This is a genomic window from Jidongwangia harbinensis (genome assembly GCF_020216025.1).
In the GTDB taxonomy this organism is placed as follows: Bacteria; Actinomycetota; Actinomycetes; order Mycobacteriales; family Micromonosporaceae; genus Actinoplanes; species Actinoplanes harbinensis.
This window is the reverse complement of the sequence record NZ_JAIWNC010000009.1, coordinates 237,330-257,695: the sequence shown is the minus strand read 5'-3', so window position 1 is coordinate 257,695 and position 20,366 is coordinate 237,330. Positions and strand designations below refer to the sequence as shown.

The 20,366-nt window shown below is 68.0% G+C and carries 10 protein-coding genes and 2 pseudogenes; 4 read left to right on the top strand and 8 right to left on the bottom strand.

The genetic code is table 11. The features are described 5' to 3' along the window. The first annotated feature begins 12 nt into the window (after positions 1–12). Positions 13–1,602, top strand: a complete 1,590-nt coding sequence (locus LDL48_RS14775) for an alpha/beta hydrolase (protein WP_225255671.1) — start codon at positions 13–15, stop codon at positions 1,600–1,602. Between the two features lie 48 nt (positions 1,603–1,650). Here LDL48_RS14775 and LDL48_RS14770 read toward each other — a convergent pair whose 3' ends face one another. Continuing rightward, positions 1,651–4,632 carry an AfsR/SARP family transcriptional regulator gene (locus LDL48_RS14770; RefSeq protein WP_225255670.1) on the bottom strand — a complete coding sequence of 994 codons (2,982 nt, stop codon included), beginning with the start codon at positions 4,630–4,632 and terminating at the stop codon, positions 1,651–1,653. Between the two features lie 148 nt (positions 4,633–4,780). Between LDL48_RS14770 and LDL48_RS14765 the strand changes: the two genes are divergently transcribed. Continuing rightward, complete coding sequence (locus LDL48_RS14765) at positions 4,781–5,251, top strand: hypothetical protein (RefSeq protein ID WP_225255669.1); 471 nt, start codon at positions 4,781–4,783, stop codon at positions 5,249–5,251. Between the two features lie 42 nt (positions 5,252–5,293). Continuing rightward, positions 5,294–6,772 (top strand): basic secretory protein-like protein, encoded by a 1,479-nt coding sequence (locus LDL48_RS14760; RefSeq protein WP_225255668.1) that lies wholly within the window; start codon positions 5,294–5,296, stop codon positions 6,770–6,772. A gap of 66 nt (positions 6,773–6,838) precedes the next feature. Here the strand turns inward: LDL48_RS14760 and LDL48_RS14755 are convergent, their stop codons facing one another. Together LDL48_RS14755 and LDL48_RS14750 are read right to left on the bottom strand one after the other, a co-directional pair. Next, positions 6,839–9,505: a dienelactone hydrolase family protein gene (locus tag LDL48_RS14755; protein ID WP_225255667.1), complete on the bottom strand. Its 2,667-nt coding sequence runs from the start codon at positions 9,503–9,505 to the stop codon at positions 6,839–6,841. A 63-nt stretch (positions 9,506–9,568) separates the two neighbouring features. Beyond that, positions 9,569–10,324 (bottom strand): DUF3152 domain-containing protein, encoded by a 756-nt coding sequence (locus LDL48_RS14750; RefSeq protein WP_225255666.1) that lies wholly within the window; start codon positions 10,322–10,324, stop codon positions 9,569–9,571. 180 nt (positions 10,325–10,504) lie between these two features. Here LDL48_RS14750 and LDL48_RS45030 point away from each other — a divergent pair, with 180 nt between their 5' ends. After that, a complete protein-coding gene (locus tag LDL48_RS45030) occupies positions 10,505–10,879 on the top strand; it encodes a helix-turn-helix domain-containing protein (protein ID WP_225255665.1) in 375 nt (124 codons plus the stop codon). 166 nt (positions 10,880–11,045) lie between these two features. Here LDL48_RS45030 and LDL48_RS14740 read toward each other — a convergent pair whose 3' ends face one another. From LDL48_RS14740 to LDL48_RS44510, 5 genes and pseudogenes are all read right to left on the bottom strand, one after another. Beyond that, positions 11,046–11,495 carry a DUF4240 domain-containing protein gene (locus LDL48_RS14740; protein WP_225255664.1) on the bottom strand — a complete coding sequence of 150 codons (450 nt, stop codon included), beginning with the start codon at positions 11,493–11,495 and terminating at the stop codon, positions 11,046–11,048. Between the two features lie 46 nt (positions 11,496–11,541). Further along, the gene (locus LDL48_RS14735; protein ID WP_225255712.1) at positions 11,542–11,685 is read right to left on the bottom strand and encodes a hypothetical protein; all 144 of its coding nucleotides are present in this window, start codon (positions 11,683–11,685) and stop codon (positions 11,542–11,544) included. 106 nt (positions 11,686–11,791) lie between these two features. Continuing rightward, a pseudogene (locus LDL48_RS45025) lies at positions 11,792–11,914 on the bottom strand (hypothetical protein); the annotation flags it as partial. Positions 11,915–12,059: 145 nt separating this feature from the next. Beyond that, positions 12,060–13,025 (bottom strand): annotated as a pseudogene (locus LDL48_RS14725) (hypothetical protein); the annotation flags it as partial. A 614-nt stretch (positions 13,026–13,639) separates the two neighbouring features. Then, entirely contained in the window at positions 13,640–20,311 is a 6,672-nt protein-coding gene (locus tag LDL48_RS44510; protein ID WP_225255663.1) for a polymorphic toxin-type HINT domain-containing protein, read from the bottom strand. Between the last annotated feature and the right edge of the window lie 55 nt (positions 20,312–20,366).

Below are 20,366 nucleotides of genomic sequence, written 5' to 3'. Positions count from 1 at the left end.
TACCATCCCGGCATGCGCGCTCCCCGGGAACGAACGGTTCGTACACCCGCGATCGTCGGTCTTGGCGGCGTCGCGGTGATCGTGACGGCGATGCTGCTGGTGACCCCGCACGCGAACGCCGAGACCGCCCGTCCTGCCGCGCCGGGCGCGCTGCCCGACCGGCTCACCAAGCAGCCACTCGACTGGCAGACCTGCGGTGACGACCTGCCCGCCGAGCTGCGATGCGCCACCATCGACGCGCCGATCGACTATCGACGGCCGCACGCCGGCACCCTGGAGATCGCCGTCTCCAAGCTGGACACCAGCGTCCCCGGCAAGCGCCGCGGCGTGCTGTTCCTCAACCCCGGCGGCCCCGGCATGACCGGGCTGGACACGCCCTACTGGCGCGGGCAGCGGCTGCCCCAGGCGATCCTCGACCAGTACGACCTGTTCGGCTTCGACCCGCGCGGTATCGGCCGGAGCAGCCCACTGAGCTGCGGGCTCACCGGCGACGAGGCGGTGCAGAGCAGGCCGTACCGGCCGGAGCGGTTCGACCACGACGTGGCGACCGCCCAAGCGGTGGCGGCCAAGTGCGCGGCCACCCCGAACGCGGGCCAGATCTCCACCCGCAACACGGCGCGCGACATGGACCTGATCCGCGCCGTCCTCGGCGAACGGAAGATCTCCTACTTCGGCGTCTCGTACGGCACCTACCTGGGCGCCGCGTACACGCAGCTGTTCCCGGACCGTGCCGACCGCATCGTGCTGGACAGCAACCTCGACCCCGCGCGGGTCTGGCGCGGCGTCTTCGACGCGATGGCCGAGGCCGCCACGGAAGCCTTCACCCGGTTCACCGCGTGGACCGCCGAGCGCGACGCCACCTACCACTACGGCAGCAGCCCTGAGGCGGTCGAGAAGACCTTCCGCGACCTGGCCGATCAGGTCGCCCGACAGCCGATCGTCATCGACGGCCAGGACTATGTCGAACAGCACGCGCGATCCGACATGGCGAACGCGGCGATAACCGGCCCGGAAGCCGGCGTCGCGTACCTCGAAGAGCTGCAACGGGCCTTGCGCGGCGAACCGCACGAACTGGGAATCCCCGGGGACAGCCTCCCGAACGACGCGTTCACCTCGCCGTTCTGGTCCATTCTCTGCAACGACAGCTCGACCTGGCCGCGGGGCAGGCAGGGCGCCCTCGACGACATCAACGCGAGCCTGCGCCGGTATCCGCTCGTCGGCGACTTCCTGACGAACGTCAACGCCTGCGCCTTCTGGTCGCTGCCCCGCGCCGAGCCCGACCTGCGCATCGACAACAGAGTCCCGGCGCTCGTCGTGCAGAGCGAGTGGGACCTGCAGACTCCGGGCGCGATGGGCGAGGGAATGCACCGGGCGCTACGCGGATCCCGCCTGGTCATGGTCGAGCAGGGCCGCGCACACGGCGTCTACGACGACGGCAATCCCTGCGCGGTCGAGGCGGTGGACACCTACCTGGCGACCGGCGTGCTCCCGAAACGGGACCTCACCTGCCAGGCGACCCCCGGCCAACACCGATCGGCGAACGCCGAGCCGAACGCCGCCCGACTGCTGCGCCCGTCCTGGCCTGGCCTGGGACCACGGTGAGCCGCCCCTGCGGGCCGGCCTCGAACGCGAGGCGAGGCTGCTCGAGAGCTAGGGCCGTGCTCCGCTGAGCATTTCCGCAACGCGGTGCGGAACCGCGATACCGAGATCCCGACAGACCTGCCGGGCGGCCTCGGCGTGTGCCCGGCCGGAGCCTGCCGTGCCGAGGTGGCGGTGGGCGACGGCCAGGCCGGCGAGGGCACGGGCCTGTTCGTACCGTTCTCCAGCCAGGGTGGCGGCGCGGAGTGCGTCGTGGTGGTGTTCGGAGGCGCGGGCGTGGTGACCGGCGATACCGGAACTCTCGCCGAGGGCGTTGTGGGCCTCCGCTTCGCCGCAGCGATCGCCGAGGGCCTGGAACTCGATCAAGGCCCGCCGATGGTGCGCGGCCGCGGTGGAGTGGTCGCCCCGGGCGCGGTGGATCACTCCGAGGTTGTTGATGGCGTACGCCTGACCGGACCGGTCGCCCAGCTCGCCGAAGAGCGCGAGCGCGTGCCGCAGGCCGCCGAGCGCTTCGGGGTACCGGCCGAGCCGGCCGTGGACGACCCCGAGAGTCTCCCGGACGGCGGCTTCCGCCGGTACGTCGTCGGCGCACAGCTCCAGCGCGCGGGTCAGGTGTTCGGCCGCCTCGTCGTGCCGGCCCAGCCGTTCGCAGACCACGCCGAGGTTGTTGAGCACCCGGCGCTCACGATGCCGATCGCCGGTGTCGCGGCACAGCGCGAGCGCGTTGCGGAGGTGACGGGTGGCGAGTCGGTAGCGGCCCTGCCGTTCCCGCGCCACACCGAGGTGGTTGAGGGTGCGGGCGGCTCCTGCGTGGTCGCCGGCCGCGCGGTGCAGCCAGAGAGCGGGCAGCAGATGATCGGCGGCCATGCGGTGGCGCCCCTGTCGCACGTGGACGAGGCCGAGTTCGGTGAGGGCCTTTGCTCGCCCGCGGGGGTCGGCCATCGCGTCGGCGCAGCCCAGCGCGAGGCCGTGCAGGGTGAGACCGTCCGGATAATGACCGCCGATCTCCAGGTAGCGGGACAGGACGGCGCTGAGCCGCACGGCGAGATCGGACGAGTGGCGGGTCGCGTGCACGGCCGCCGCGATGAGGCACTCCCGGTGGGTGTCCAGCCAGGTGCGTGCCGCCGCAGGGGTACGGAAGGCCGGATGCGTGCGCGGGACGACCGGCGTACCGGTGCGGGTCTCGCCGGGTAGCCAGCAGCTCATCGCAGCGGCTGCCACCTCCGCATAGTGTTCGTACAGCCGGTGCCACGCCGGCCGGTGGGAGTCCGGATCGGCGGAGAGGCCCGCGGCGTACGAGCGCAACAGGTCATGCATGGTCCAGCGTCCGGCGGACGCAGGCTGGACGAGGTGGGCACGGGCCAGGGTGTCGAGATGGTGCTGCGCCGTCTCGGCCGGCGTGGCGGTCAGCGCGCCGGCATCGTGGACGCCGAAGTGCGGCCCGGGATGTGCGCCGAGCAGGCGGAAGAAGACTGTGGTCGGGCCGGGCATCCCGCGCAGCGACCAGGAGAAGACGGTGGGCACGGCCGCTCGGGGATCTCCACCGACGGTCAGCAGACGCGGCAGATGCCGATGCTCGCGCAGGTCCTCCACCAGCGCGGCCAGCGGGACGGCCGAACGGGTGACGGCCAACTCGGCGCCGACCCGCAGAGCGAGCGGCAGGTCCGCGCACAGCTCCGCGAGCGCCGAGACCGCTTCGGGATCGCTCCGGCCACGCGACCCGATCAGGCGGGCCAGGAGCTGACCCGCCTCCGCGCGGGACAGCCGGTCCAGGACCAGGCGGTGGGCACCGCACAGGGCGACCAGCCCGGCCAAGGTATCGCGGCTGGTCACCAGCGTCGTGCAGGCCGCCGAGCCGGGCAACAGCGGCCGCACCTGCTCCGCATCGGCGGCGTTGTCCAGCACGATGAGCAACCGGCGTTCGCTGACCCGGGTGCGATAGAGCGCCGCCCGCTCGTCGAGCCCGAGCGGGATGTCGGCGCCGGCGACGCCCAGCGCACTCAGCATCGACGCCAGCGCATCGGCGGGAACCATCGGCTGGCCGGGATCGTACCCGCGGAGATTGACGTACAGCTGCCCATCCGGGAACAGGTGGCGGGTGCGGTGCGCCCAGTGCGTGACGAAGGCGGTCTTGCCGACCCCGGCGGTGCCGGACACCGCCGCGATGAGCACCGCCCCGCGCTCTCGGGTGTCTCTGAGCAGCTCGTCCAGGACAGCCTGTTCCTGGTGGCGGCCGACGAAGTCGGTGACGTCGGCCGGTAGCTGCGCGGGAACCTGCCGTGGACGCGGGACCGCGGCCGGCCGGGACGGACCCCGGAGCAGTGCGAGATGCACTTCGCGCAGCGCCGGCGAGGGTTCGGCGCCGAGATCGCCGATCAGACGCTGCCGCATCACTCGGTAGGCATCGAGGGCCTCAGCCCCGCGGCCACAGGCCGCCAAAGCCTGCATGCGAACGGCGGTCAGCGCCTCGTCGTACGGGTGCCGGTCGGCGCAGTCGGCAAGCCTGCGCAGCACCGTCGCGGCGTTGCCGAGGTGCAGTTCGGCGTGCGCCCAGTCCACCACGGCGGCGACGAACTCATCCGTCCACGACTGCCGAACCCGGCCGGCCCATTCCGTGTCCACGCCGGTCAGCGGCTCACCCTGCCAGAGGTCGATGACCTCGTTCAGCAGCGGCGCCCGTCCCGACCCCGCCGTGCGTGCCGCGGCGACCCCGGAACGGAAGCGGTGCACGTCCACCGACGCCGGATCTATGTCGATGACGTACCCCTTGGCGCGGTTCACCAGAGCCGCGCCAAGGCCCGCCTCATCCAGGATCCGGCGCACCCGGGTCACGTGGGCCTGAAGCGATCGACGGGCACCGGCCGGCGGCGCCTGTCCCCACACCCGGTCGATGAGCGCGCCGACCGTGACCACGCGCCCGGCGTCGGCGAGCAGGGCGGCCAGCACGGCGCGCTGGCGAGGTTGGCCGGTGTCCAGCCGGCGTCCGGCGGCGTGCACCTCGACCGGTCCCAGCAGCCGGAACTCCACCGTCATCGCCGCGTCCCCGTTCCTCAGCGGTCGGCGTCGATGGTATGGCCCACAACATAAACACAACGAAACGAAGCACCGTGGCCGGTCATCCTCGTCGGCAACGGCTCAGCCCGCCGTTCCACATGTCGGTTCTCGGAAAGGAAAGCAATCCATGCCACTCAACCGGATGTTCAGCAAGCCCGGCGCCGGAAAGGTGTCCCCGGCCATCGCCGCGGTGTTCGTCGGGATCGTCTCGCTCACGGTGCCGGCGGCACCGGCGCGAGCCGCCGGCACGTCGTCGTTCTGCGCGGCCGGGATCGGATGCGGCAGCGCGAGGGTGTACAGCGTCAACGCGGCGCGGACGACTTTCCGGTACGACCTTTCCATCCGGGACACCGACTGCTCGGCGGCGTCCGGCGGAGCATTCGTCAACCTCCGGGTGTGGTGGACGAGCGGTGTCAGCACGTACAGCGCGAACGCCGTTCGCGACAACAACTGCGCCGACGGCCGGGCGGCCACCCTCACCAACAGCTTCTTCATCAACGAGGGTCACGCCGTCCCCGGCACGCTGGTCTACTTCCGCGTCGTCGTCTACGACGTGGAGCACATCAACGGCGTGCTCGGCCCCCGCGTCAACATCTGAGTTCCGGTGATCGACAAACCAACCACGTGAAGGGGTGTTCCAGTGGAAATCACGTCGGCGCCGCGGTCCCGCCGCGTCCCCGCCACAGTCTTGTCCCTGCTGCTCAGTCTCACCGTCACCGGCACGGCGGTCGCGGTGACCGGATCACCGGCACTGGCCCTGCCGCCGGCCCCGTCCGCGTTCGCCGTGCTCGCCGGCGGACCCAGCATCGCCCTGCTCTGGCGTCCGCAGCCCGCACCCGCCGAACGGCCGGTCCGCTACCAGATAAAGCGCAACAATGTGGAGATTGCCACTGTGACCGATCCGGGCCTGCCGGTGCGGTCGCCGAGCGGGACCGTCGCCGACGTGGTGCGCTACGTCGACCGATTCACCGACATCACTCCGCTCCCGGCGGGCCAAACCTTTACCTATCAGATCGTGCCGCTGAACTCCGCGAACCAGCCGGGAACGGCGACCGCCACGAAGTCAGCCGTCCTGCCGGCCCAGAACTCGAACACCACCACGCCGAAGCCGGTCGTCACGGTGGACACCTCCGGCCTCACCTCGACCCAGGCGGCCACCGTCAACGGGTTCGTCCCGCTGATCGAGGACTGGTATCCCAAGCTGAGCGATGCCCTGAACGCGGCCCCGTTCCCGGCCAGTCCCACCGTGAATCTCGTCGTCGCTCACACCGGCGGCGGGGGCGCCGAAGCCTCCGGAACGACCGTCACCATCGACCCGGACTACCTGGACAACCCTGCGTACCGTCCGGAGTTCAACGGCACAGTCCTGCACGAGGCCACCCACCTCATCCAAGCCGGCTACCAGTGCCCGGAGTGCATGTGGGTCGCCGAAGGAGTGGCCGTGTACGCCACCCACAGCCTCTACCAGGACTTCGATCCGATCGCCCCACAGCGGTGGCACCACTACCTGCACAAGTACTCCGAGGCCGAGCGGCTGCTCCGGTACGTGACCACGACCTACCACAAGCCCGACCTGCTGCGAGACCTCAACCTCGCGGCGCGCACCACCACCAGCATCACGGCGTTCTTCGAGGACCAGACCGGTCTCACCACGAACGCCCTGTGGAACGCCATGCAACTGTCGATCTACCCGGGGTTCCGGGCCACCACGGTTCGGCGCTACCAGCTCGCCGGCGGGTCGGGATGCGTGGAGACGCCGTTCTACGACAACACGGTTCCGCCCCGCGTCAATGCGTGCTGGGTCACCGAGGCCCAGGAGATCATCAGGTGGCCCGCGGCGTCCGGAAGCGGCCTGCTCGAACTCTACGGCAGGTGCCTGGACACCGAGAACGGATCGGTCGCGGCCGGCACCCGGATCGTGCTCGCCGATTGCGCCTATGACGCACCACCGGCGCGTCAACGCTGGGTGCTGCGGGCCAACGGCACGTTGCTCAATGTGGGCGCGAGCCTCTGCGCACGGACGTGGAACGGCACCACCGCAGTCGATCAGGAGCTGAAACTGGCGACCTGCACCGCGGACGCGTCCCGCACGTTCACCCTTGCGGCAGCCACCCAGTGAACCCCGGAACCATGGCCGCGCCGCCCACCGTCGGTCCGCGCCGCTGTTGCAGGTCGCCAGCTGCGGTCAGTCCGTCACGGTGCCCACCACCGTGCCCAGCTCCACCGAATCACGTCCGGCGCCCAGACTGAGCTCGAAGTGCACCTTCTCGTCCGGCTCGGACACGCCGTCGGCGACGGTGGGTACGGTGACGTCCGCCGTCACCGTGCCCGCCGGGAACCACGCCGCCGGCTGGATCGCCGTCTGGTGCAGCGGCCGGGACGGCTCCGGAACCTCCTCGCCGTACGTCATCTCGGTGAACCAGTCCGGGTCGACGTCCGTGCTGGACAGGTGCGGACCGCCCGGACCGCGTACCGCTCTGGCGTTGACCGCGAGCCCCGTGTCGGCCGGTCCGGACAAGGTGAACCGCCAGGTCAGGGTGCCCCCCTCGGCCACCGTGTCGGCCACCGCCGCGACCGTCACGGTGGGCACCGGATCGTCCTCGCGGATGTCCACCAGCCCGACGTGGTCGCCGATCACCAGGCCCCGCTCCGCCCGCGCGAACACGGCCGTCTGCGCCCAGCCGCCGTACCGGGTGTTGCCCGCCACCTCGACCGGCACGTCGATCCGGCGGGTGTCCGGGTTCACCGTCTCCACCCAGGACCGCTCCGTACCGGTCACGCTGTCCTGCACGAAGAGCCGCAGCCGGCCGGAGCCGTTCCCGCGGACCCGCGCCGGAATCTGGTACGTCCGCGTGCCGGAGTCGCCCTCCTGCACCTTCATGCCGCCCACGTCGACGCGCGGCAACGCCACCGGACGCGGCGCCGGCGTACCCGGCTGCCAGCCCCAGGCGTCGATCAGCCAGGCCTCACCCGCCGCACCCCGCGGCACCAGCTCCAGTTCGGCGACCGACTGCGCCCGGTCCAGCGGCACCCGGACCTCCTGCGCCCAGGCCATCTCCGCGCTGTGCGTCGGCGCACCGTCCACCGACACCTCGCCGAGTTCGGTGCGCCGCCCCGCGTCGTCGGTCACGGCCACCCCGAACTCAACCCCACGGGCATTCGCGGGTACGGCGACCCGCATCGTCACCGCGCCGCTGACCTGCACCGGCCGCGCCGGACGCATCGAGACCGCCTGTCCCGGCGCCGTCCACCGCATCGCCACCGCCCGTCGCCCCGGCTCGTTCCGCAGATATTCCAGCGACACGAAGTGCGGCGACGTACCCCACGACTCGGTCACCATGCAGGCCTTCGCCCGGTCCTCGCTGACCTCGTCGCACAACCGCCCGGACCCGCCGACCCGCACGTTCCGGTCCGGCACGACCAGCGGCGTACGGTTACCGCCGACGGCCTGGGTCAGCACCCGCACCGGATCCGCCGACGGTGCCCGCACCCCGCTGCCGTCCAGCAGCGGCCGCACCCGGTCGTCGCCGTCCACGAACACCCGCGCCGCCGCCGCGATGTAGGTGGCACCGGCCTTCTGCTGCTGCGCCGCGGTCACCCGCAACGGCCGGCCCGCCGTACACGGCCCGTCCTCCAGCCACTCGGTGTCGTCGGACGTGCCGGACACCGCCTGTCCCGGCGTCCACTCGGTATTGAAGAAGTTGTGGTTCGCGCCGGCCATGAACACCGCGCTGTGCAGAGCCCGGCCGCGGCTCACGCCCACGGTCTCGTCCAGGTACACCTGGCCCTGCAGGTCCGAGACGTCACCGTCACATCCCGGCAGAATCGTCACCGACGGCACGTCCGGCACCGGGTTCTGCCCGAAGATGGTCGGCCCGATCATCAGCGTGCCGCGGATCGTCCAGTCCACCGCGCCGGCGTAGCCGTCCCGGTCCTTCGGCGGCGGGCTCAGGCTGTCCATCGCCGCCCGGTTCACACCCTCACCGCCGCGCGAGTGCCCGACCAGCAGCACCCGGGACAGGTCCGCCGGCGGCGCCTGCCGGACCACGTCCGGGGCGGTCGCGCGGCCGTCGGCCGCCCACTGCGCCCACCGCGCCAGATGCAGACGTACGAGCGACGACCGGGACTGCGCACCGGCATCCTCGTCGCCGTCCAGCGAGTTGACCCCGTTGGCCGAGATCGACACGGTCACGTACCCCTGGGAGGCGAGCAGTTGCTGCGCCTCGAGGTAACCGCGGTAGCTGGGCACCGACGCGAACCCGGACGGGCACGGCCACTCGCCGGTGACATCCTCCGGCTCCGCCACCCGGTAACAGGTGCCGTGCATGCCGTGCAGGAACAGCGCGAACGGCCGCGGGCCCTCGGCGCCCTGCGGAGCGACCACCACGCCCTGCATCTCCACCGGCCGCTCCAGTCCGGGCAACGGCACACTGTCCAACGTGTACTCACCGCTCACCGTCCGGTACGGGCCCGGCAACCCCGGGTCGACGTCACCCGGCTCGGCCGGCGCGGGCGCCGGTGCGACGGCGGCGATCCGGCCCCGGCGGGACTCCGGCCGGTCCAGGCGCTTACCGCCCGCCCGGACCTGCACCGTGCCGGCCTTGGGCGGGCGGGGCACCGTCAGGCTGAACGTGCGGTGGTCGGTGGTGGTGGCGCGGCCCAGGCTCTGCTTGCCGGCGTAGAACTCGACCGGGGCGTCGCCCATCAGCAGCTCCGGGGCGGTCCAGGTCAACGTGTTGCCGTCGGTCAGCCGGACCGGGGGAACCGGGTCCGGTGGTGCGGCGGTCGCCGGTGCTTCCAGTCCTATGGTGATCGCAGCCGTGAGCGTCACGGCGGCAACGATTTTGCGCATGCGCGTCCCCTTACATCGTTGGGGACCTGTCTATCCGGTTCGTGCAAGTTGTTCGATATTCGTCTAGGCGACTCCGCGGTCCGGCTCCGGAACCGGATCGTCATACACACCCGACGCGCCGCGGAGACGTTCGCCGTCGAGGTACGGCCACGGGTTCGCCCGGCACCCGTGCAGGCCGAGCGTCTGCTGCTGCATCACCGGCGCCGGCCCACCCTTGTCCGGACACTTCTCGTGCCCGTTCCCCAGCCGGTGCCCCACCTCGTGATTCACCAGATACTGCCGATACACCGACAACGGCGCGCCGTACCGCGGCACACCCTTCACCCAGCGCGCCACGTTCAGCACCACCCGGTCCCCGTTGCGGCACGACGTGTACCCGTCCCGACCGCCCTGGCACAGCTCGTCCCGCGTCCCCGGCGTCACCAGGTAGATCGTGAAATCACGCACCTCGTCACGGCCCACCCGGCGAAACGACACATCGCCGCTCGCGGTCCACCCACGCGAATCGGCCAACGTGGCGCGAACGGTGGAGGCGAACGCGGCCGGCTTGATCCCCTTGATGTCCTTCTCGACCAGCACCCGGTAGCGCAGCACCCGGCCCCGGCCCTGCGGCGCCCGCTCGCCCTTCGCGGCGGCGAACGCGCCGCCGCCGTCGGCCGGGTAGGTGACGCGGACCGGTTTCGGCTTCGGTTTCGGCGACGAGCGCGCCGGCGACTTCGACGGCACTACCGGTGCCACGGTGCCGGAGGCGGCCGTGCCGCAACCGGAGAGCGTGATGGCCCCGAGGACGGCACCGGCGATGCAACGACGGACGGACATGGCTCTCCCCTCGCACCTTGGAGTGGTGCTGCATAGGGAGGGACGCGCGCCTGGCCGAGGAAGTTGCCCCAGCTCAGCGCAACCTTTCCGGCCCGTCATCCGTCATGGGCCGCGCCTCCTCGCGTGCGCGTACGTGCACATGGGCTTTGTGAACGGGTACGTGCACATGAAAGGTGGCTGATGAGAATCGCCACCGCTCGGGACCTTGGTCTCGTCATCCGCCAGAGCAGGCGAGACCGCGGTCAAACGCAAGCGCAGCTTGCCGCCAAGGCCGGCGTGGGCCGTCGTCGGCTCTCCGACCTGGAGGCCGGCAAAGCCACCGCAGAAGTGGGGCTCGTGCTGAGGACGCTGCACGCCTTGGGACTCGGGTTCAACGCGCTCACGTACAGTGCGGTCAGAAGGGTGTTGATGTCAGTCTTCACAAACCGATCATCGATGCCCTTCATGCCCAGCGACTCAGGAGAACGTCGGACTTACGCGCGTCTAGAGGACGGTAGATTCGTACTCAGAGCTGGGGACGCTTCACGCGCATGGACTCGGGCTCGATGCGTATAACGTCCAGGACGAGTCTGCCGTTACCGACTTAGCTGCACTCCTTAAGGATGCCGGGAGCGACTATGCCGTGAGGTGAACGGTCAATCCCTGTCATCCTGATGGCAGGCCGGCGTCGTCGTTCAGGGCCACGGCGGACGCGCTTCTCGATAGATCTGAGCTAATTCCCCTACGTCCAACCTTCTTCATTCGAGCCAGTCTCGTAGTCATGCGGTGAATTATGTTGCCACGGCTCGCCGACAGCTCGCTCATACGCCTTTTGCGCAACGTAGAGGAGTCCTTCCGAGCTGGGAACGTGCGAATGCGTGAAGTCTTGAAACGAGCGAACACTGCTCAGAACCTCGTTGTAAGCAACCTCACCGGCAACGACCACCGCACAGCGGTTGTAAAGGAACGAATCGTTGGACTGCGCCCTGCCGGTATCGATGGTTTGCACATCTGCAAAAGATCTGCGATCCAGCACATACAGACATTCCGCCAGCTTATCCTCGAAGGAGAGGATCTCGCCGCGATCTAAGTCCATGAGCGCCGCTTCTAATCCAGCGAAAGACGAAACTTCGTCCGAGGGCGGGTAGCCACCTACCAATCCAACGAGATTCCAGAATGTTTCGGAATCCATGCTTAGGAAACCCTTCTCTTCATGCCTGGCGAGTTTCTCTCATTAGCTAGGTTTTCCTTACCGCCGAGCAGGTCAATGACATCCGCTTCCACAGCTTCGCGTGCAGCCTGATCACCGCAGACATGGATGCAGAGGACGTGGCCATCAGGATCGCGCCTTCCTCGCCGCGCGCGCTTCCCCAGTCGATCATCGAAACCTGCGGCCTGGCCAACGTAAGGCTGACCGGTGACCTTTTCGTTGAAAATGTAGACACCTTGGTCCTTCTCGCAATTGTGCACGAGAACCGGCGTTTCGCCGGCAAGCACACAGTACGTGTGGATGCCGTCCACGGTGAGGTTGTAGGCCGTAGCAACCCGTACCGGGCCGGTCAGGTCGCCGACTTTTGCCCCCGCCACCCGTCGACGTACGCAGCCGATCATCCCGGTCGAGTTCGTCGGTGCGCTCCCAGCGACGGTCCGACTCGTTCCAGAACGGGTGGTCCTCGGTGGTGACGAGCCGGCTGCCGTTGACGTCGAGTTCGTAGAGATCGTCGTCGTGGACCCAGACGTGGGTGACTTTCCGAGGCCCCAGAGCCGTGCCGGTGTAGGTGGCGGCGACATCGACGAATCGGGCCGTGACGGTGTCGCCGTTGATGGTGCGCGACGCGGTCTCCGACGAGCGCCACGGCACGTTGACGGTCTTGCTGACCGGCTTGTCCTCGGTGCCGTTGTAGACGACCTCCTCGCGCACCATGCCCGCGAACTCGTCGTGGTCGTACACGGTTTCCGAACCCACCGACGCGCCGACGGTGACCGTGCGGGTTCCGCCACTCGAGGACGCCCGGTCACCGTGCATGCCCCGCAGGTACGTCGTCCTGGTGAGGGTCTTGCTGGTCTCACCGACCTGCACCGCGACGGTCTTGTAACCACGGAACTGGTTCCACGTCTTGCGTTTCGGCTTGATCAGACCGTCGTCATCGGCGTAGTGCCACGCCGGGTCGCCTTCGTACGTGTAATAGGTGTTGATCGCGGGAGCCTGATGGCCGCCGCTCAGCTGGACATCGTTCTCGGAGACCTTGCGGACGACGTACTTGTGCCACCACTCGGTGATCTCCGGGCCGTCCCGGTCGTACGGATCGGGGGTGATGACCGGATAGCAGAGCTTCGTGTTGTTGTCCGGGTCGGCGGGCTTGGCGCCGGAGCACTCGGGTTCCGAGTACGTCACCTGAATGCGGGCGCCCGTCTCGGTGTAGATGTCCGTGAGCCGGGGCAGGTTGTTGGTGGTGTTGTTCTTGGTGAGCACCCGGTTCGGCTTGGGCTCGCCCTCCAGGGTCACCGGCGGCATGGTCACCGTGCCGCCGACGTGACCGGCATGCACGATCGACTTCAGCCACAGGCCGCCCTTCTGACCGTCGCCAGGTGATGGGAAACCGTGCTCGAAAGTGTACGAGTCGACCGGCTGCCAGGCCGCCGGCGACTTGCTGAGGTCCCAGATCTGCGTGGTGACCTTCTTCAGCCGCTTGGTCGACCAGAACGTCGGCGAGAAGTCCTGGCGTTGTTGCTGTTGTTGTTCGTCGCGTACGCCCAGCGGGCCTTGCCGGTGCTCCAGGCCGGATCGATGAATCGGTAATCCTAGATGTAACGCGCATCCCGACGGCAACCCCGGCCGACAACCACCGACCGAGCGGGGCATCCGTCACTATCCGAAGTCGTCACCCGCCTCCGTCGTAGCCGAGTTGACCACGGATTCATCCCCCGGCCCGGGACGCCATACCCCAATTTGGGCAGCTTCGCGGACTCGAGAGAATGCACCAACCGCTACCGCGTCGGAATCCTCGGCCGAGACCTCCCACTCAGTGCTGTCGAAAGCTTGCACAACGAATACAGCTTCGCCGGAAGCCGCATACGCGACCAGGTGGATATTGATAGTTTGGTCAACTTTTCCGGCTAGTTCTCCCAGGCTAGTCGAGCTTAACTCAATGCCTTCTTCAGCGCCCTCAGCCCTACGCTCAAGATTGATTACATCCAAGCCAGAGTCGGCCAGGGAGGTAGCCTCGAAAGTCAGGAGCCTCCAAATCCAAGACTGGTCGCCCACCTGGTCCAAAACCTGCTTGAGCGTTACCGCTGCCCCGTCCGGCATGAATGCCGGGAATCTGGTTTCCACCATTAGCATGCCCTCATGGGTTGAGCCGGTCCCCGCTGGGGGGTGCCTCCGGTTGAGTTCTCAAGATATGGATGCTCGTGAGGATTGGTGTGATTCGCCGGCCGCCCATGATCAGTAAAATCAATGTCACGTACAGGTCGGCCTTGCGCATCGAATTCGCGTGCTTGTGGATAGGAGCCACGCCGCCCGCTTTTAGTACCTAGTTGTGTGTGTTCGTATCCCGCAGCATCCGGGTCTGGCATTGGATGCCCCCCAGGGGCACGGGGCAGTTCTCTGTCTGGAAACCAGTTGGGGTCATCGTTATGCACAAGCACCGGGGTGTTGCCGGCGAGCACATAGTACGTGTGGATGCCATCGACCGTCAGGTTGTAGGCCGCGGCCACCCGAGGCGGGCCGGTCAGCACGCCGACGATGGCGCCACCACCGGTCGAGGCCCGGAGCCGATCGCCTCGGTCCAACTCGTCCGCGCGTTCCCAGCGCCGGTCGGTCTCGTTCCAGAACGGGTGGTCCTCGGTGGTGACTAGCCGGCTGCCGTTGACGTCGAGTTCATAAAGATCGTCGTCGTGGACCCAGACGTGCAGGATCTTCCGAGGCCCACGTTCGCCGGTTTCCGGGTCCTCCGCCATGACCAGGTCACCGACACGGAGGTCCTTGATGGCCTTCGTGCTGCCGTCGGCCAGAAGGACGTGGGTGTCTTCGCCGAAACTCTTTCGAGCACAGGCCGCAACGAGATCGTTGAGCGGGTTGTCGTGACCTGTACGGACGAGGTCGATGACGTCGTCGCCGAGTTTCAGCGCCTTGAGCTTGCCTGGGCCGACGAACCCGATGGCCGTCCACAGACAGCCACTTACCGAGCCGTCATAACAGTCCTTGGCATCGGCGATGCCGGTTAGCTCCGCAAAGAACGCGACGCCTGCAGCATCTTCCGCTTCCTGGATTCTTTTGCACAGCTCGCGGTCGTTGCCGCAAAGAACGTGCCGCAGCACGGCGACTTGCTGAGTAAGTTGCAGCTGGGCGAACGTCTGATCGCGGTACCACTGCGTAGCGCTTGACGAGCAGTTCGGGTCATTGCGATCACAGGCGTACCTCTTGTCTCGAACCACCTGTTCGATCGTGACGCGGCCACCGCTCTGGCCGCCGCTTCCGCCGTGGTTGACGGTCCCGCCGGGAAGATCGCCCTTGCTGGGCGTGGTGCGTTGCGCTGGCCCGCACTGGCTGCCGTCGTCCATGATGCAGCTGAGCCCGCTGGGGTCGGACTTGGCGATCGGATTGTTGTCAGCGTAGGCGTAGCCGTTCCAGGACTCCGCGTCCTCCAGGTTCATGAGCGGGTCGACAGAAATGAACCGGCCCAGCACGGGATCATATTCGCGCGCACCGATATGGGTCAGCCCCGTCGGATCGAGGTCACCGTTGACGAAGCCCTTCATCGTCGGCCACGCCACCTGGGCACCCCGCGGAACGCCGTACGGGCTCTGCCGGCGGACGGTGACCTTCTGGCTGTACGCGTTGACGCTGACGTGCTGCGTTCCTTGGTGGTCGCCGAACAACCAGCTCAGTGTCTGCGTGCCCGGCATGGTCCGGGTGGCGACCGTACCGCCCGCGAACGAGTAGTAACGGGTGCCCGACATCGTCGCCGTAGTCCCGCCCGTCAGTGTCCGGCGGATCTCCTGGCCCGGCAGGAAGAGTGTGGTTCCCTTGCTGTCCCGACGGAGCAGACGGTTTCCGTCGGCGTCGAACAGGTTCGTGATGGCCTGGCCGCTCTCCTCCACCTTGACTGGGCGGCCCTCGGCGTCCCACGTCAGCGTCTGGCCGGCGGTCGGGCCGGGCCGGGTGGTCATGTTTCCAGTCGCGTCGTAACCGAATGCCGCGGTAGAGCCGAGCGACTGGCCCGGCGCGGTGGTGGTCGTGGTCGTCAAGGCGTGCGGGCGCACGGCCCCGGCGCCCGAGGCCGGGTAGGTGAAGGACCGCGTCGTGTCACCTCCCGAGCCGTGCGAAACCTCCTTGGTACGGTTGCCGACCTTGTCGATCGTCCAGTCCAGCCAGTACGGCGCCGGACCACCCAGATTCGCCGTCGTAGGTGCGGTGCTGCAGGTGATACCGGCCTTGGGCGTCCACGCCGACGTGAGCCGCTGCTGGCTGTCGTAGTCGAAACACTGGGTGTCGGGGTCTCCGACCGCTGGCGCGTCGGCGATCGACAGCAGGTTGCCGTTGTGCTCCCAGTTGTAGGTGCGCTCGGACACCGATCCCGCCGCTGTCTCCGGCACGACCTTCACTTGATGTACCCGACGGGTATCCCGCTCGTAGGAAGTGGCTTCCTGGGTGTAGACGCCGCCGGCGATGCCGAGTTTGGTGACGGTGGGTTCGCCGTAGACGTTGTAGGTCCGGCCCGTCACGTAGGTGCCGATGTTGACCATGTTGGTCTCAAGCTTGGTGGGAAGTCCGGACGCCTCGTCGTAGCGGGTCGTGACGGTCTCGGGGACCAAGCCACCGCCGGTCGGGTACGACATGGTCGTCGGGGCGCCCGTGTAGGGGGAGTAGCCGTAGCTGTAGGAGTGAGCGCCGGCCAGTCCAGTTTCGGCACTCGGGATGATCCAGCGTTCGGCGAGAGTCTGGTACCGGTCGGTGAATGAGATGGCCTGCCATTTGTAGGCATGGCCGCCGTCATAGCGGATCGACTCGGTCCGTTGTCCACGGACCTTGATATTGCCGACGGTAACGTCGTATTTCCACTCCGCTCGTTTGTTGGCGTCGGCGACCGAGTCGTCGTAGACCGCTGTTCTGCGGCCGAGCGAGTCGTACGTGTAGGCCAGCGTCTCCTCACGGGCATCCCGGGTTTGCACCAACTCGTTGGTGTCGTTGTAGACCAGAGTTGTCCTGCCTCTGTCAGGGTCGTGGGTCTCCACCTGTCGGCCTCGAATGTCGTAGGTGTACGTCCATTCGTTCAGGCCCGCGTCGACCACCTTGGTGAGCTGGTCCTTCGCGTTGTAGGTGTATTTGGTGGCGTCGAACGCCCCGCTGGCACCGGCCGCCGTGGTGTACTGCCGTCCCTCCACGGTCCGGCCCTGGGCATCTACCACCGTCGTGGTGGTCGTGCCGCCCTTCGGCGGGATCACGGTGGTCCGGTCACCCTCGTACACCGTGGTGGTCTTCCACTTGTCCACGACGTTCGTGACGCCGTCACCGGAGCGGAAAATGACCTCTGTCGCGCGCCCAGCCCGGTCGTAGATGGTCCGGTCCTGGGTCGGAACCGACCACTCCGGTTCCTGCCACAACGCACCGGATGGCTCTCCCCGCTCCACGTGCGCGCCGAACGTCAACTCCGGACGACCCCACGCGTCGTACAGCGTGTCGGTCACCACCCGCTCTCCACCGACTCCGCTCTTCTGCGCCTGTCGCGCCCGCAGCAGACCGTCGAAGATCTGGTACGAGACGTCCACGCCACCGCCGGAGTTGAGCGCCTCGGTCCTGACGTACGGATAGGCATTCCGGTCCGGCGCGTATACGTAGCTGTAATGCTTCGACGCCCGGCGCTCGGTTCCCTCCGCGGTCTGGCGCGCCCAGCCCACCTCCCACACCTTCTCGGTGCGGCCAAGAGCGTCGTACCCGATCTCGGTGACCCGCTGGTTGGGATCCTCCACCTTGGTCGGGAGGCCCCAGTACGGCGTGATGCCGGTAACCGTGGTCCAGTCGAGCGAGTTCGTCTCGGTGATCTTCGTGACCAGGCCCGCACTGGGAGCGAAGCTGGTGCTGGTGGCATTGCCCTTGTGATCGGTGGCGAGCGTCTGCCTGCCGAAAGCGTCGAACCGCGCGGTGGACGAGGTCAGCCAGGTGGTCCCGCCGGCCGCGGTCCAATCCTTGAGTCCGTCGATTCGGGTGGCCTCACCCCGCACCGGGTCGGTGTCGATGCTCGTTGCGCCGTCGTAGAACGTACGGAGGTCCGAGATCATATGGCCTGCGCTGGTCGCCGGGGTGCCGCACGGCAGCGCTGTGGTCGTCACCCGCTTGGGCCGGGTAACGACATTCCTGTCGGTGTTACGGGCATAGAGGTACGACGTACATTTCTCATCACCGTTTTTCGACGTGTCGCCGCTGTCCTGGACGGAGTCGACGGTGCCGTAAGTGTCGTTGAACGTGGTCTTCTTACCGGTGACCCGCCAGCCCCGGGCGCCGTCGACGCCGAGCGCCGTTCCGGTGTAGGTGGTCGCGGTGTCTACAAACCGGGCGGTCACAGTGTCGCCGTTGATGGTCCGCGACGCGGTTGCGTCCGACCGCCATGGCACGTTCACGGTCTTGCTGACCGGCTTGTCCTCGGTGCCGTTGTAAACCGCTTCTTCGCGCACCATTCCCGCGAACTCGTCGTGGTCGTAGACGGTCTCGGAGCCGACCGAGGCATTCACGGTCACCTCACGGGTGCCGCCGCTCGGCGCCTCGCGGTCACCATGCATGCCGCGCAAGTACGTGGTCTTGGTCAGGGTCTTACTGGTGTCACCGACCTGGACCTTGACGGTTCGGTAGCCGCGGAACTGACTCCACGTCTTGCGCCTGGGTTTGATGAGGCCGTCGTCGTCGGCATAGTGCCAGGCCGGATCGCCCTCGTAGGTGTAGTAGGTGTTGATGGTTGGTCCCTGATGCCCGCCGGTGAGCTGCACATCGGTCTCAGAGATCTTCCGGACTACATACTTGTGCCACCACTCGGTGATGTCCGGACCGTCCAGGTCGTACGGGTCGGGGCCGATCACCGGGTAGCACAGCTTGGTGTTGGTGTGCGGGGCCGACGGCAGGTCTTTCGACGTGCACTCCGGAAGCGAGTACGTGACCTGGATGCGGGCACCGGTCTCGGTGTAGATGTCCGACAGCCGCTGCCAGTTGTTTGTGGTGTTCGTCTTGGTCAGAACCCGGTTGGGCATGGCCACCGGCTCCAATGTCACCGGAGGCATTGTCACCGTGCCGCCCACGTGGCCGGCATGCACGATCGACTTGAGCCACAAGCCGCCCTTCTGACCGTCGCCGGGAGAAGGGAAGCCGTGCTCGAACTTGTAGGAGTCGACGTCCTGCCAATCCGCGGGTGACTTCTTCAGGTCCCAGACCTTCGTGGTGACCTTCGTAAGGCGCTTGGTCGACCAGAACGTCGGTGAGAAGTCCTGGCAGGAGGTGGCGTCGCTTTTGCACTCCTGGTCCCACGGGGTGTCCGGCCAGTGCGAGCCGTCGTGCTCCGAGCAGTCGGACAGGCACCGGTTCGCGCGATCGAAGACGACGCGTGCGAGCGGGGTGACCGATCGGTCATCGGCGCCTCGGTCCCACGTGCCGTAGTCGATCCGGGCCAGGCTGCCGCCCCGCACATACGAGACGTTCTTACTCTCCGACGCCTCGGCCGCGTACTGGTTGGTCTCCTTGTCGTACCAGTACGACATCGTGTTGCCTCGCACATCGATGACGTAGTCGAGGTTCCAACGCCATGCCTGCGTCTCACGGGAGTCGGCGAAGGTGGACGCGTGCCCGGGTTCGCCCGCGTGGTTGCCGTAGACCGGGACGGTCCAGGTCGACGCCGTGTCCGCGGACTGACCCGGGAGGTCGTCACGGCCGAAGAAGTACTGCGTGCCGTCGGTGGTGGTGACCTTCCAGTGTTCGCCGTTGTGGTCGCCGTTGCCGGCGCCGGTCAGCTTCTCGATCGTGGAGCCGCCCTCGGATCGGGCGTGCCAGCCCTTGCCTTCCTGGTAGACCAGTTCCGCGCTCGATCCGCCGAGGGACATGACGGCGTTGTCCGAGCGCCAGCAGAGGTCGCCCGTCCGCTCCGGGTTGTTGTCCGATCCGGCCTTGTCGTCGGAGCACGGCACATACTGGCGTTCGATGAAGCCGGGTGAGTAGTCGAAACCCTCGCCGACCCAGGACGGCTGATTATTTGTCGCAGAGGACCGCCCGTCGACACTGGCCGACGAATACGACAGCGCCACCTCGGGCTGCAACCCGCCGATGGGCGGCGGAGTGCGCATCGGATACGACCAGTTGAAGCCTCCGGTGGAGCCACCCGCCGACCAGGTGGACGAGGGCGACAACGAGGTCGCCGAATAGTCGCCCGAGTCGCCGGCCGGATCCGCCGCCAGTGCGACCAGCGTGCCGGCCGAGGTCCGGGCAAGGCTCTGCGCCGACGCACCGGCAACCGAGACATCGGCGGTGACCGTCTTCGCCGCCACGTCATTGCGTGAACGGAGGGGCGTGGCCGTACAACCGGCCTTGTCCGGCGTGGTCAATGCGCACTCCGGCAACCGCCACAGCCGGAGGCGCGAGGCCCAACTTCCGCCGTACGCGTGCTCGAACCCGCTGTAGTTCATCGCCACCGCCGCCGCGCTCGCCGACGGAGCCGACAACCGGGCCACCACCCCGCCTTGCCATCGGGGCGGAACCGAGGACCGATCAATCACTTCGGTCTCCACCGCGGCAGACGCACTCGCGGCACGTACCTTCGGTGACACCGCGACCGCGGCGGCCTTCCCCGGCTTCGGCCACACCGGGGCGGGCAGCACGGTTTCCGGAATCGGCTTGGGCTGCCACCCGAGGCCTCGGACCTCACCGCCGTCCGAGTCGATTTCCTCCACCTGCGGCACAAGGCCCGGATCGGCCGGATCGGCTTGCGCTGCCGGAGTGACAGCCACGCAGGACGCGGCGAGCGTCGTCACGAGGGCGGTGCTGAGAAGGAGGCGGAAGCACTTCGAGGACGGCTGGTGTGCAGGG